This window comes from Arachnia propionica, assembly GCF_003859805.1.
Classification (GTDB): Bacteria; Actinomycetota; Actinomycetes; order Propionibacteriales; family Propionibacteriaceae; genus Arachnia; species Arachnia propionica_C.
In genome coordinates this window covers 1-14,209 of record NZ_RQZG01000013.1, presented here as the reverse complement: position 1 = coordinate 14,209, position 14,209 = coordinate 1, and the positions used below count along the sequence as shown (strand labels likewise).

General features: G+C 67.6%; 13 protein-coding genes. All 13 read left to right on the top strand.

The features are described from left to right. Positions 1 to 68 precede the first annotated feature (68 nt). The 13 genes from EII34_RS11000 (at position 69) to EII34_RS10940 (ending at position 13,820) form a co-directional block, all read left to right on the top strand. Entirely contained in the window at positions 69 to 722 is a 654-nt protein-coding gene (locus tag EII34_RS11000; RefSeq protein ID WP_124845211.1) for a winged helix-turn-helix transcriptional regulator, read from the top strand. Further along, positions 715 to 1,524 (top strand): mycothiol synthase, encoded by an 810-nt coding sequence (mshD, locus tag EII34_RS10995; RefSeq protein WP_124845210.1) that lies wholly within the window; start codon positions 715 to 717, stop codon positions 1,522 to 1,524. Before EII34_RS11000 ends, mshD begins: the two co-directional genes overlap by 8 nt. Further along, positions 1,521 to 3,593 (top strand): RNA degradosome polyphosphate kinase, encoded by a 2,073-nt coding sequence (locus EII34_RS10990; RefSeq protein WP_124845209.1) that lies wholly within the window; start codon positions 1,521 to 1,523, stop codon positions 3,591 to 3,593. Before mshD ends, EII34_RS10990 begins: the two co-directional genes overlap by 4 nt. After that, positions 3,590 to 4,459, top strand: coding sequence for an NUDIX hydrolase (locus EII34_RS10985; RefSeq protein ID WP_124845208.1), 870 nt, complete (start codon positions 3,590 to 3,592; stop codon positions 4,457 to 4,459). Before EII34_RS10990 ends, EII34_RS10985 begins: the two co-directional genes overlap by 4 nt. A gap of 114 nt (positions 4,460 to 4,573) precedes the next feature. Next, on the top strand, positions 4,574 to 5,608 hold the full coding sequence (locus tag EII34_RS10980; RefSeq protein ID WP_124845207.1) for an NAD-dependent epimerase/dehydratase family protein: 1,035 nt from the start codon (positions 4,574 to 4,576) through the stop codon (positions 5,606 to 5,608). Between the two features lies 1 nt (position 5,609). Continuing rightward, positions 5,610 to 6,656 carry a dihydrodipicolinate synthase family protein gene (locus EII34_RS10975; protein WP_124845206.1) on the top strand — a complete coding sequence of 349 codons (1,047 nt, stop codon included), beginning with the start codon at positions 5,610 to 5,612 and terminating at the stop codon, positions 6,654 to 6,656. Positions 6,657 to 6,785: 129 nt separating this feature from the next. After that, positions 6,786 to 7,877, top strand: a complete 1,092-nt coding sequence (gene pstS, locus EII34_RS10970) for a phosphate ABC transporter substrate-binding protein PstS (protein WP_124845205.1) — start codon at positions 6,786 to 6,788, stop codon at positions 7,875 to 7,877. Beyond that, positions 7,874 to 8,845, top strand: coding sequence for a phosphate ABC transporter permease subunit PstC (gene pstC, locus EII34_RS10965; protein ID WP_124845204.1), 972 nt, complete (start codon positions 7,874 to 7,876; stop codon positions 8,843 to 8,845). Before pstS ends, pstC begins: the two co-directional genes overlap by 4 nt. Next, entirely contained in the window at positions 8,842 to 9,996 is a 1,155-nt protein-coding gene (gene pstA / locus EII34_RS10960; RefSeq protein WP_221620279.1) for a phosphate ABC transporter permease PstA, read from the top strand. The genes pstC and pstA overlap by 4 nt, the downstream gene beginning before the upstream one ends. A gap of 13 nt (positions 9,997 to 10,009) precedes the next feature. Continuing rightward, the gene (gene pstB, locus EII34_RS10955) at positions 10,010 to 10,786 is read left to right on the top strand and encodes a phosphate ABC transporter ATP-binding protein PstB (protein ID WP_124845203.1); all 777 of its coding nucleotides are present in this window, start codon (positions 10,010 to 10,012) and stop codon (positions 10,784 to 10,786) included. 245 nt (positions 10,787 to 11,031) lie between these two features. Continuing rightward, positions 11,032 to 12,282, top strand: a complete 1,251-nt coding sequence (locus EII34_RS10950; RefSeq protein WP_124845202.1) for a hypothetical protein — start codon at positions 11,032 to 11,034, stop codon at positions 12,280 to 12,282. A 6-nt stretch (positions 12,283 to 12,288) separates the two neighbouring features. Next, positions 12,289 to 12,639: a hypothetical protein gene (locus EII34_RS10945; RefSeq protein WP_124845201.1), complete on the top strand. Its 351-nt coding sequence runs from the start codon at positions 12,289 to 12,291 to the stop codon at positions 12,637 to 12,639. Further along, positions 12,636 to 13,820, top strand: coding sequence for a hypothetical protein (locus EII34_RS10940; protein ID WP_124845200.1), 1,185 nt, complete (start codon positions 12,636 to 12,638; stop codon positions 13,818 to 13,820). The genes EII34_RS10945 and EII34_RS10940 overlap by 4 nt, the downstream gene beginning before the upstream one ends. Positions 13,821 to 14,209 lie beyond the last annotated feature (389 nt).

Sequence of the window (14,209 nt, the reverse complement as noted above, 5' to 3'; positions counted from 1 at the left end):
AAGGGCCGACCTCACACAGGCGACACGACGATACGATTGGGTCCCGCCGGGTTGATGGGAGGTGTGTCATGGGTTCGGTGCTCGTCGTCTCCCGTGACGGTTCCATCCCTTCTCCTCTCCCCCTGCTGGACCACGGGCACGGTGTGACCAGCAGCATCGACGAGACCCTCCGGCAGCTTCCCCATCACGACGTCGTCGTCATCGATGCCCGGACCGACCTGGCCTGGACCCGCACGGCGCTGAGCGTGATCCGCTCCACCGGGCCGGTCCCCGTGCTGCTGTGGACCACGGGATCCGCCCTGGCGCTGCTGGGCGGCGACTGGGGGTTCACCGACTTCGTGCTCGACGGTTGCGAGCCTGCCGAGTTCGGGGCACGCGTGAGGTTGCTCATGCACGGTCGCGAGGCGGAGCGGGTGTTGAGCGTCGGCCCGATCCGGGTCGACGAGGACGCGTACCAGGTCACCGTGGCCGGGAAGCCGGTGGATCTGACCTACACGGAGTTCGAGCTGCTGCGTCATCTGGTGCAGCACCAGGGGAAGGTCCTGACCCGTGAGGTGCTGCTGAGCCAGGTGTGGGGCTACGACTACTTCGGCGGCACCCGCACCGTCGACGTGCACATCCGGCGACTGCGCGCGAAGCTCGGCCAGTACGACCAGTTCATCGGTACGGTCCGCAACGTCGGCTACCGGTTGGCAACCCCCTGGGAGGACACCCATGACTGATGCCCACGACATCGCCTCCGCCTGCCTCGAGGTCGACGGCGTGCACCCGCTCAACGACTCGGCCCGTCTGGTCCTGGCAGGTGACCGCCCCGGACAGGTGCTCGAGGTCCCGGGAGGCGTCGCCGTCATCGACGACCACGACGGGACGGTCCTCGTGGCGGTCGCCCCCGCGGAGCGCCGACACGGGCTGGGCACCCGGTTGCTGACCGAGGCGCTGCGGCAACGCCCCCGGCACTCGGTGTGGGCATTCGGCACCCTGCCCGCCGCCCGGGCCCTGGCGTCCCGGGTGGGCCTGTTCCCGGTGCGTGAGCTGCTGCGGATGGGGCGTGACCTGGCGGCCGAGGACGCCGAGCCCCGTCCGCCGTCCGGGTACCGGATCCGACCCTTCGCCGAGCAGGACGCCGCGGCGGTCGTCGAGGTCAACCGGGTGGCCTTCGCCCATCACCCGGAGCAGGGTCGCCTCACCCTGGCGGACTTCCACGCGCTGGCACGCCAGCCCTGGTTCGACCCCGCGGGGCTGCTCACCGCGCACGTCGACGACCGGATCGTCGGGTTCCACTGGACGAAACGCCACGACGAGAGCACCGGGGAGGTCTACGTGCTGGCGGTCCACCCCGGGTTCGAGGGCAGGGGGATCGGCCGGGGCCTGCTCGAGGCCGGACTGGCCCACCTGGACGCCATCGGGTGCCGCCGGGTGGAGCTCTACGTCGAGGCGAGCCAGGCCCGGGTGGTCTCCCTGTACCGGCATGCCGGATTCGAGGTCCTCGCCACCGACACCAACTACCGCCAGGAGAGATCATGAGCAACCCCCTGCCTGATGACCGCTACCTCGACCGGGAACTCGCCTGGCTCGACTTCAACAACAGGGTGCTCGACCTGGCCCGGGACTCACAGCGGGTGCCGCTGCTGGAACGGGCCAAGTTCGTCGCGATCTTCTCCAACAACCTGGACGAGTTCTTCATGGTCCGGGTGGCCGGTCTGAAACGTCGGATCCAGGCCGGGGTGGCGGTGCCGACCGTCACCGGGGCGATGCCCGGGGAGCTGCTGTCCCGGATCCTCACCCGGACCAAGGAGCTGGTGGCCGCGCAGTCGGACCTGTTCCAGCACGAGATCCGCCCGGCGCTGAAGGACAACGGCATCGAGATCCTCACCTGGGAGCTGCTCACCGCGGCGGAGAAGGACGCGATGCGTGCGTTGTTCAGCGATCACATCTTCCCGGTGCTGACCCCGCTGGCGGTTGACCCCTCCCACCCGTTCCCCTACATCTCGGGGTTGTCGATCAACCTGGCGGTGCTGCTGCGCAACCCGGCGACGGGGGCCCGTCAGTTCGCCCGGGTGAAGGTGCCCACCAACCTGTCGCGTTTCGTGAGGCTGGGTGAGGGCCGTTTCCTGCCGTTGGAGGAGGTGATCTCCCGCCACCTGGGGCAGCTGTTCACGGGCATGGAGGTGCTGAGTCAGACCACGTTCCGCGTCACCCGCAACGAGGACATCGAGGTGGAGGAGGACGATGCCGAGAACCTGCTCTACGCCCTGGAGAAGGAGTTGCTGCGCAGCAAGGTGGGGCGTCCTCCCGTGCGTCTGGAGGTGCAGGAGGACATCGACGAGGCCATGCTCACCACGCTGCTGGGTGAGCTGGACGTCACCGCCGAGGAGGTGTTCCACCTGCCGGCCCCGCTCGACCTGACGGGGCTGTTCGCGCTGGGGGACTCCCGCCGGGAGGAGTTGAAGTACCCGAACTTCCTGCCCATCACCCATCCCGACCTGGCGGAGGTGGAATCCGCCTCACCCGCCGACATGTTCAAGGCCATCGGTCGCCACGACGTGCTCATCCAGCATCCCTACGACTCGTTCGCGACCTCCGTGGAACGTTTCATCGAGCAGGCGGCCGCCGACCCGCACGTGCTCGCCATCAAGCAGACCCTGTACCGCACCTCGGGCGACTCCCCCATCGTCGACGCCCTGATCGACGCCTCCCGGGCGGGCAAGCAGGTGTTGGCGGTGGTGGAGATCAAGGCCCGGTTCGACGAGAAGAACAACATCTCGTGGGCCCGGCAGCTGGAGAAGGCCGGGGTCCACGTGGTCTACGGGATGGTGGGGCTGAAGACCCACTGCAAGCTGTCGCTGGTGGTGCGTGAGGAGCCGGACGGGCTGCGACGCTACGCCCACATCGGAACCGGCAACTACCACCCGAAGACGGCCCGGATGTACGAGGACATGGGACTGCTCACCTCGAACCCGATCATCACCGACGACGTCGCCCGGTTGTTCAACCACCTGTCGGGGATCACCCAGCAGACCGAGTACCGCAGGCTGCTCGTCGCCCCGCACGGGATCCGCGCCGGGCTGGTCTCCCGGATCGAGAAGGAGATCCGCAACCTCGAGGCGGGTCGGCCTGCCCGGATCCGGTTCAAGGTCAACTCCATCGTCGACGAGGCGGTCACCGATGCGCTGTACCGCGCCTCCCGGGCAGGGGTCCCGGTGGAGGTGTGGGTGCGGGGGATCTGCACCATCCGGCCCGGGGTCGAGGGGCTGAGCGAGAACATCCGGGTGCGTTCCATCCTGGGGCGGTTCCTGGAACACTCCCGGATCTACTGGTTCGAGAACGGTGGCCGCCCGAACGTCGGCATCGGTTCGGCGGATCTGATGCACCGCAACCTGGACCGTCGCGTGGAGGCCATCGTCGGTCTGGCCAACCCACGGCACGTGGCACAGATCGACGAGCTGTTCACCCTGGCCTTCGACGACGGCACGGTCCGGTGGGAGCTGCACGACGACACCTGGTCATCGGTCACCACGGGGGCCGACGGTCAGCCACTTCTGGACCTCCAGGAGGAGCTGATCCGTCGCACCAAGTCGAGGCGGAGCCGATGAGCAGGAAGCACAGGATCATCGCGGCCGGGGGCGTGATCCTGCGGGAACGAAGCCAGGGACTGCAGGTGCTGCTCATCCATCGTGACCGGTACGACGACTGGTCCTTGCCGAAGGGCAAGGGTGAGGCCGATGAGCTACTGCCGGAGACCGCACTGCGTGAGATCGACGAGGAGACCGGGGTGGAGGCCGTCCTCGACCTGCGACTGCCGAGTGTGCGCTACGAGACCCCGAAGGGCCCGAAGATCTCCCACTACTGGCGGGCACGGGTGAGGCGCCAGCGCAACCGCAGACCGGACCAGGAGGTCCAGGCGGTGACGTGGTTCCCGGTGGAGGAGGCCATCGCGAAGGCGACCTACCCGGCCGAGCAGGAGCTCATCGCGCAGGCCGTGCGCAGTGCCGACACCCATGCACTGCTGATCGTGCGTCACGCGAAGGCGATGCAGCGCAAGCACTGGAGTGGCGACGACCAACGTCGTCGTCTCTCCGGGCGGGGTCGGCGGCAGGCCAAGCGGTTGGTCGACCTGCTGGCCGCCTTCGGGATCGAGCAGCTGATCAGCTCCTCCTCGGAGCGGTGCGTCCAGACCCTGCAGCCCTACGCCAAGGCCACGGGGCTGACGATCAGAACCGTCGACGCGTTGACCGAGGAGGCGGGGTCGAGGAACCCGAAGGCGGTGCGCAAGTACATGGCGAAGCTGCTGGCCGGCTTGGATCGGCCGACCGCGGTCTGTGGCCACCGCCCGGTCCTGCCGGAGATGTACGCGGGGCTGGGACTGGATGCCGCCCCGATGGTGGTGGCCGAGGTCAGGGGACTGCACGTCGCCGACGGGAAGGTGCTCGCGACGGAGACCTTCAAGCCCACCGCCTGACGCATTGCCACATTCAAGTCAACAAACTTGACCCTCTTTTGAGCAGGGCCGTGACATGGATTATCAAATCTTGGTATGCTAATTACCCAGCGGTCCGCGAGGAAGGGTGACGACATGGCTGTGAGGACCTTCACCACCGAGACGGAACTCGATGACGCCCTCACCACCCCCGGCGACGCCCTGGTCGACGACCTCCGCCAGGGCTCCGGGGACATCGTCATCCTGGGGGCCGGCGGCAAGATGGGCCCCTCACTGGCCCGGCTGGCCCGCGCGGGATTGGACGCGGCCGGGCGCGACGGTGACAGGGTCGTCGCGGTCTCCCGGTTCTCAGACCCCCGTCACCGTGAGGAGCTCGAGCGCCACGGCATCACCGTGATGCCCTTCGACCTCGTCGAGCACGACGACCTCTCGGTACTCCCGGATGCCCCCAACGTGATCCACATGGTGGGAGCGAAGTTCGGGGCCGACCGGAACCAGTCCTGGGCCTGGGAGGTCAACGCCGCCCTGCCCGGCCGGATCGCCCGCCGCTACCGCGACTCCCGCATCGTGGCGATGTCCACCGGGAACGTCTACCCCTTCGTCTCCCCCGCCACCGGCGGCGCCACGGAGGACACCCCGCCGGACCCGGTCGGCGAGTACGCCCAGTCCTGCCTCGGCCGCGAACGGGTGTTCCAGTTCGCCGCCGCCACCTGGGGCACCGCGCTCAGCGTGATCCGGCTGAACTACGCGGTGGACCTGCGCTACGGGGTGCTGGCGGACCTCGCCACGCAGATCATGGCCGACCAGCCCGTCCCACTGCACACCGGAAGCGTCAACATCGTGTGGCAGGGATACGCCAACGAGGTGATTCTGCGCAGCCTCGGGCACGCCGACGCGGAGGTGTTCACGCTCAACCTCACCGGCACGGAGCTGCTCGAGGTGCGCCGGATCGCCACACGTCTCGCTGACCTGCTGGGACATCAGGTCCACTTCGACGGCGAACCTGAGCCGACCGCCCTGCTCAGCGACGCCACCCGCTGCCGGGAGCTGTTCGGCCCCTCACCGGTCGACGCGGACCAGCTCATCGAGTGGCAGGCTGCCTGGGTGAGGGATGGCCTGCCGATGACGGCCAAGCCCACCAAGTGGGCCGTGCGGGACGGGAAGTTCTGAGATGACCGCACTCCTGCCCGAGGCGGCCGCCCGCACCCTGGCCCGGGGAACGGTGATCCCGGCCCATCCCCTGGCCCTGACCGAGGCACTGGACATCGACGAGCCGTACCAACGCGCGCTCACCCGCTACTACCTCGACGCCGGGGCCGGTGGTCTCGCCGTCGGCGTCCACACCACCCAGTTCGAGATCCGCGACCCCGAACACGGTCTCCTCGAGCCGGTGCTGCGGCTGGCCGCGGAGGAACTCGACGCCCGGGCCGGTGACGAGGTGGTGCGGATCGCGGGCGTGACCGGACCGACCCCGCAGGCCTTGGCCGAGGCCCGACTGGCCCATGACCTGGGCTACCACGCGGTGCTGCTCAGCCCGAAGGTCCATGGAGCGGGTCCTGCCGACCTGCTGGCCCGGGCCCGCGCCGTCGGCGAGGTGCTGCCCGTCATCGGTTTCTACCTCCAGGCCGCCATCGGAGGTCCCCGACTGGATCGTCACTTCTGGGCCGAGCTCACCCGGATCGAGTCCGTGGTGGCGGTCAAGGCCGCCCCCTTCGACCGGTACGAGACCCTGGAGCTGGTGCGAGGGGTCGCCGCCTCCGGCCGCGCCGACGAGGTGGCGCTCTACACCGGCAACGACGACGCCATCGTCGCCGACCTGCTGAACCGGTACCGCATCGACGGCCAACAGCTGCGTTTCGTCGGTGGCCTGCTCGGCCAGTGGGCGGTGGGGACGAAGGCCGCCGTCGGGCTGTTGGAGCTGGCCCACCTGGCCTTCGACGGCGACTGTGTCGCGGCCTCCCGACTGGGGGCGCTGGCCACGGATGTCGTCGACCTCAACCAGGCCGTCTTCGACCCCGGCAACGGTTTCCGCGGGGTGATCGCAGGGGTTCACGAGTACCTTCGGCAGCAGGGTCTGATGCGCGGCACCTGGTGTCTCGACCCTCACGCCTCGCTCTCCCCCGGTCAGGCCGAGGAGATCAGGCGGGTCCGACGTGACCACCCGGATCTGAGCGACGACGGGTTCGTCTCCGAGAACCTGTCCCGCTGGCTGGGCTGAGAACTGTTCACCGGATGTTCACCCAACCGGGTGGGACCGGTCATCTTCGCCCCGTAGATTCCTCCCGGGGGGACGATGTCCCTCCCGGACCCTGGTGGTCCGTGCTCCTCTGCCTGGAAGGGAACCGTCATGGCGCTGCGCGCAACCGCGGCCCTCGGGGTCTGTGCCGTGCTGCTGGTCACGTCCTGCTCCGCCGACTCCCTCTCCCCGGCGCCTCGTTCCCCTCGCCCCGTGCCCGGTGCGGCAGACCTCGCCTGTCCCGGGGGCACCCTCAAGGGCGAGGGCGCATCCTCGCAGCGGACCGTGCTCGAGGAGGTCATCAAGAGCTACACCACGGCCTGCCCGGGGACCACCGTCGAGTACACCTCCTCCGGGTCCGGCGCCGGGATCAAGGCCTTCCTCGGCTCGGCTGTGGACTGGGCGGGTTCCGACGCCCCGCTGCGCACCGAGGTCAAGGACGGTGCCGTCGAGGCCGAACAGGCCAGGCGACGCTGCAACGGCAACGAGGCGTGGAACCTCCCGATGGTCTTCGGCCCCATCGCCGTCGGCTACCGCCTGGACGGCGTGACGGACCTCACCCTGTCCAGCCGGACCGTCGCCCGGATCTTCAACGGCGAGATCACCCGTTGGGACGATCCCGTCATCGCCGAGGAGAATCCGCAGCTCACGTTGCCGAACATCAGGATCGCCGTGTTCTACCGCGCCGACGAGTCTGGAACCACCGAGAACTTCACCTCCTACCTGGCCGACGCGGCTGGGGATGCCTGGCCACACACCCCCGCCAAGGCATGGGCCGCGACCACCGGGGAGGGCAAGGAGAAGTCGGCCGGGGTGGCAGAGGCCGTCACCGCGACCCCGGGAGCGATCTCCTACATGGAATGGGGGGCCGCGTTGGAGCGGGACATCACGGTGGCCGGGCTCGACGGGGTGGAACTCACTGCTTCGACCGCGTCACGCGCCATCGAGACCGCCGGGATCGGCGACGGGCAGGACCTGCGCCTGAGCCTCGACCACACCCCGGGCACCGGGACCTACGGTGCCGTGATGCCCACCTACGAGGTGGTCTGCTCCGCCGGGGGCGACAACCCTGCCCTGCTGCGGGACTTCCTCACCCACTTCGCCTCCGCCGAGGTCCAGGCCTCGCTCGAGAGCCTCGGCCATGCACCGCTGCCCGACTCCCTCAGGGAGCGGGTGGCCCAGACCATCTCGGAGATCGCGTGAGCGACCACACCTCCTTCTCGCAGGAACCCGCCGGTGTGACGCTGGGTCGCACCAGCCGACTCGGCGACACCCTGTTCCGTGGGGCCGCCTGGTGTTCCTCAGGGCTGATCGTGCTCATCGTGCTCGTCATCGGGGTCTTCCTGTTGTCGAACGCCTGGCAGCCCCTGATGGACAACGCCGCGAACTTCTTCACCGCCACCGAGTTCAGGGCCACCGCCACGCCGCCCCGGTTCGGGGTCGCGGCGCTGTTGTGGACGACGGTGTTGTCGTCACTGTTCGCCCTGCTCATCGCGGTGCCGGTCGCGACGGGCCTCGCCCTGCTGCTGACCCAGTACGTGAGGGGTCGGGTCTCCACCGTGATCGCCTTCGTCATCGACCTGCTGGCGGCGGTGCCGTCGGTGATCTTCGGACTGTGGGGCATCAAGGTGTTCGGTCCGGCCGTCCAGCCGGTGGCGCACTGGGTGGAGCGGACCCTCGGTTGGTTCCCGCTGTTCGGGACCGCTGAGGTGAGTTCTCCCGGAACGGTGTTCACGGCGTCGCTGGTGCTGGCCATCATGATCCTTCCCATCATCACCGCCATCACCCGCGACGTGTTCGCCCAGACCCCGCGGGAGAACATCGAGGCCGCCCTGGCGTTGGGGGCCACCCGATGGGAGGTGATCCGGTTGGCGGTGTTGCCGTACGGGCGTTCCGGGGCCATCGCCGCCGCGATGCTGGGGCTTGGACGGGCACTGGGCGAGACCATCGCGGTGATGCTGATCCTGTCGAAGGTGGCGGAGTTCGACGTGTCGGTGTTCAGCGGCGGTGAGACCTTCGCCTCGATCATCGCCCGCAACGCACCGGAGTTCGACACCCCCTACAAGGCGGGCGTCTACATCTCCGCCGGGTTGGTGCTGTTCGTCCTCACCTTCGCCGTCAATGCCGTCGCCCGGGTGATCGCCGAACGTGGAAAGGCCAGGACCTCATGAGTGGACGGACGCTGCCGCCCCCCGGTCTGGACCTGCGTGCGCCGTCGGGAATCAGGACCTTCAAGAACAACCTCGCCACGCTCGGGGTGTGGCTGGCCGTCGTCGTCGCGACGATCCCGCTGCTGTGGATCCTGGTCTCGGTGACGGTCAAGGGCGCGCCGTTGCTGTTCACGAGAGGACCGGACCACCACGTGGTCTGCGTCGACCAGCACAATGTGCGGGTGCCGACCGAGCGGTGCGGCACCGAGCAGGATGCCCGGGCTGATGCCTCACCCACGGAACCGGGCCTGCGGTGGTTGTTCCCCCACGGAGGCAGGCACGTCGCCGTCGGGGAGCGGGTCAACACCTACCGGGTGCCGACCACCTACCCCGTCACCGCCGAGACCGTGGTCCACGTCACGGACCAGGGCAGTGGCGACATCCGTTCCTTCTCGTTGCAGTGGTGGACGACGTCACTGGACAACACCACCTCGAAGGAGACGAAGGGGGGCGCGCTCCAGGCCATCTACGGCACGCTGCTGCTGGGGATCCTGACCGCGGTGGTCGCGGTGCCGGTTGGGATGCTGGGGGCGATCTTCCTCGTCGAGTACGGGCGCGGCACGCGGGCGGCACGGCTGGTCTCGTTCATGGTGGACATCCTCACCGGTGTCCCCTCCATCGTCGCGGCCCTGTTCATCTACGCGATGTTCATCACCACGTTCGGGTTCTCACGTTCCGCCATCGCGACGGTGCTGGCGCTGGCGCTGCTCATGCTGCCGATGGTGCTGCGTTCCACCGAGGAGATGCTGAAGCTGGTGCCGGACTCACTGCGTGAGGCGGCCTGGGCGTTGGGGGTGCCGAAGTGGAGGACGATCCTCAGCGTCGTGGTGCCGACGTCGTTCAACGGGATCCTGACCGGGGTGGTGCTGGGCATCGCCCGGGTCATGGGTGAGACCGCCCCGTTGCTGATCCTCATCGGGTACGCGAAGTACCTGTACCTCGATCCGTTCGGGGACTCGATGGGGGCGTTGCCCACCATGATCAACGACGGCATCTCGGCCCCGGCGGGCGATCCCGGGGCGGACCGGGTGTGGGCGGCGGCACTCACCCTGGTGCTCATCGTGATGGTGCTCAACCTGGTTGCCCGGCGTATCGCCGCGAGGACGAAGTGAAGGCAGGGAGACAATGTCGAAACGTATCGAGGTGAAGGACCTCAACATCCACTACGGCAGGTTCCATGCCGTGAGTCAGGTCAACCTGGTGGTGCAACCGCGCACCGTGACGGCCTTCATCGGGCCGTCGGGGTGCGGCAAGTCGACGGTGCTGCGGACCCTGAACCGGATGCACGAGGTGATCCCGGGAGCGTACTGCACGGGGCAGGTGCTGCTCGACGGCACGGACCTGTACGGCCCCGGTGTGGACCCGGTGGCGGTGCGGCGGATCGTCGGGATGGTCTTCCAGCGCCCGAACCCGTTCCCGGCGATGTCGATCTACGAGAACGTCGCGGCTGGACTCCGACTCAACGGCGAGAAGAACAGGCAGGTGCTGGACGAGGCGGTGGAGACCGCGTTGAAGGGGGCGAACCTCTGGAACGAGGTGAAGGACCGGCTGGGCAAGGCCGGGGTGGGGCTCTCGGGTGGGCAGCAGCAGCGGTTGTGCATCGCACGGGCGATCGCGGTGAAGCCGGACGTGCTGCTCATGGACGAGCCGTGTTCGGCACTGGACCCGATCTCGACGCTGGCGGTCGAGGACCTGATCCATGAGCTGAAGGAGCAGTACACGGTGGTGATCGTCACGCACAACATGCAGCAGGCGGCCCGGGTCTCCGACGAGACGGCGTTCTTCAACCTGAAGGCCCAGGGTGAGCCGGGTCAGCTGGTCGAGGTGGGGCCGACGGAACGGATCTTCCACAATCCGCAGCACAAGGCCACCGAGGACTACATCACGGGTCGCTTCGGCTGATCCCACCCCCCGCACCCCGTCCCACCCCCGGATCACCGGATCACCGGATCACCGCCAGCCCAACCCCAGCCCACCACACCGGGCACGAATCGCCGTTCTGCTTTTCTGGCAGCGTTGACACCCGGGGCCTCGTGCACGCAACCCGCCACTTCGTGCTCACCCTTCACCCAGCCTGCTCCGGTTGTCCTTCCCAAAGGCAATTGCCCTCTGGTTGAATGACGGCAGACGTCGTCGAAGGAGCAGGCATGCAACTGGTGGGATCGGCCTTCTGGTGCGAGGTCCCGGATGGCTGGCAGGAGACCCGGCAGCCGGGCTGCGTGATCGCCGCCGCCCCCACCGGAGAGTTGGGCTTCACCCCCAACGTGGTGCTGCGGGAGTCCCGGATCGAACACCGTCCGGACACCCTGGCATCAATCAGCCAGGCCAACCTCCGTGGCGTCACCGAGACCAGCCCCGGGACCATGGTGATCCAGGTGGAGGCCCTCATCCGCGACGGGGTGGAGCACCGTCGCCTGTGGTTGCTCACCCCGGTGGCCCCGGAGGGGACCCGGGGCATCTCCTTGTGCCTGTTGACCATCCAGGAGCTCGTCGTCGTCGACCAGGTGGTGGCCGAGCTGACCCTCACGATGCCCTTCGTCGAATGGCACCCGGGTCATCCCCACCAGGACATCCTGGCGACCCTGCAGGCGATGCCCCCGGCTGAACGCGTCGCACCACCCGGCAGCTCCGAGGTACCCGATGTGAGACTGGATGCCTGGGCCACTGCCCGCGACGGTGCACCGCGGGAGGACCTGTCCGTGGTCCAGCCACCACCCCTGGTGCTGGCGACGGAACCCCTCGTGTTCAGCCGCCACACCACTGAGGCCTTCGTCACGGCCGTCAGCACTCGCGCCTTCCCCCCGTTCACCGGTCGGGCCAGGGATGAGTTGATGGCGGCGGATCTCGTCGAACCCGACGGGACCTTCAACGCCGCCGGCTTCTGGTACGCCGATCACATCCTGAGTGGGCAGGGCTGGACCATCACGGCAGCTGCCCGCTTCCCGCGCGAGTTCCAGTTCTGGGTGACCGATTCCAGCACCCTGTTCATCGCCCCGCATCCCGAGCAGCCCAGCAACCGCCTGATGGGGTACTGCCACTCCAACGACCTGTTCCGCATCCTGCTGGCCTGGTCGAGGATCACTCCTGCCTGGAGGATGGACGTGGAGTTGGAGATCAGCCGGGCCGATCTGCAGGCCAAGGTCGAGCGGGATGTCCTGCCACCCGGCCCGGCGGATGGTGACGTGGCGGAGTTCCTCCGCCAGCCGTGGCACCACATGTCGCTGACCGATGCCGAGGGGGAGCCCCATCTCAACTGGCTCCACACCCCGCAGCGAGGGGATGCCCTGAACTGGGTCTCGTCGTCGTTGCGGAACCTCCGGCGCAAGGTCTCCGTCCGTCAGGATCCCGAGGAGCCGCTCTGGTTCCGTCTCACCGCCACCATCGCCGAGAAGGAGTGATCAGCCATGACCTGGTACAACGTGGATGCCGCGTCCTGTCGTGCGGTGTTCGCCAGGACGGAGGGGGAACGAGCACAGGCGGCGCAGAAGCATTCCCTGGTCTCTGCCGACATCGACTCCCTGGGGGCGCTGTGTGTCGGGGAGAGTGCTGCTCTGGCCTCAGCGCTCAACGCCGTGTACAACCGGGTGCTCACGCCCGGGATGACCGGGGCTGAGCAGCAGGTGAGCAATGCCGTCGCAGGTGGACGGTCGGCGGTCTCCGCCATCCAGGCGGCAGACCATGAGATGGCGGATCGCACTGAGCGTGCGGCTCACGGCGTCGACGAGTTCCGGGTCACGGATGGGAAGCCAGTATGATCATCAACACCGACGGGTTGAAGAACTGGCCGGATGGCGTGGCCATCTTCGAGGCCGCTGCAGCGCTCGTGGAGCATGGCGCGGGTTTCTCCGAGGACATCGACACCGCCCGACACCACTGGCTGGGGCTGACTGCCTGCTACAACAGCCCTCATCAGGAGCTGATGTACTCGGCGTTGGACTCGGCCCAGACCTCGGGGAACCAGGCCTCGGACGGCTGTCTGAGCGTCAGCACCGCCATGACGTTGTTCGGGGATGCCATCGCCACGCTCAGGGCGGAACGTTCGTCGCTGCTGCACGAGGTGGTCAGGCATCACGAGAGGGTCGCCCCCGAGGACCCGGTCGAGCTCGCCGCCTACAACGAGGAGGGGACCTCCCTCCAGGGCAGGGTCAACGATCTGACGTCCAAGTACCGCAACGCCATCGAGGAATGCCGGGACAAGCTGCAGGCCATCGGCAACGACGGCCTGCCGGAGAAGGGGCACCCTGCCTGGCTCACCCTCACCGGGGAGCAGGTGTGCGCCGTGGCAGGCGCCTTCGGGGATGCCGCGAAGGTGGACATCACCAAGGTCACCTCCCGTTTCGTCTTCCACGTTGGCGAGGTTCCAATCAAGATTCCGTTCTGGGTCAGCCACAACAGGCACTATCACATGAACTGGGGCTCGGCTCCCAAGGAGGGCAGCTTCCTCGAGCGGTTCTTCAGCAACATGAAGTCAGCAGTTCTCGGACCAGAGATCGGAAAGTACGGAGCACCCGAGGTCATCAGGGAGCCCAAGGGGCGCATAGGCCTGGAGAAGACCAAACAGATCAGACACGCCACCACCCTCGGAGGCCGCATCCTCGGCCGCAGCATGTTCGTCGTCGGAACCACCTTCACCTTCGTCGACGAGTACGCCAAGGCCGACCGAAAACTCCGCGAACAAAGGCCCGAACTCACCGAGAGCGAACGAAAGGCCGAGGTGGCTGAAACCGGAACGGTACGAGCAGCGAGTGAAGTCCTCGCATCCGTCAGCCTCGGAGCTGCCGCAGGAGCAACTATCGGCGGACCGGTCGGCGTCATCGCTGGCCTTGGAGTCGGCTTGATCATGGCCATCCCCACAGGAGAAGATCGAACAGTCGGCGACTTGGCCGGAGACGTGGGAGAATGGATCTGGTCCGGACTCAAGGAAATCTTCAAATGATACCCCTTGAAACCCAGGCTCCAATTACCGAATCCTTCGGAATGGCATTTCTTGGAACAATCTTCCTCGGTGCCTCTTTGGCCTCCTTTCACTTTGGATGGAAGGCATACAGCGAACCTAGGCCTCGCTTCACCACCCATTATTCCGGGGGCTCATGCCCCTCCCTGTCCCTGTTTTACAATGGAATATTTGCCCTCTGCATGGCACTAGCCACACTGAAGTCAATTCTACCCCATAAAGCTGGCGGTTTTCTCGGATTGATAGCCCTTCCTTGCGCCTTGATCTTCATTCTTGGCTACTTCATCTGGTTTCCCCGCGTCCTGCTGCCCCGCTGGTACCCCCGCGCCGTGAAGGCAGGCGTGCCTCGCCATGATCCGCTCCTCATGGGA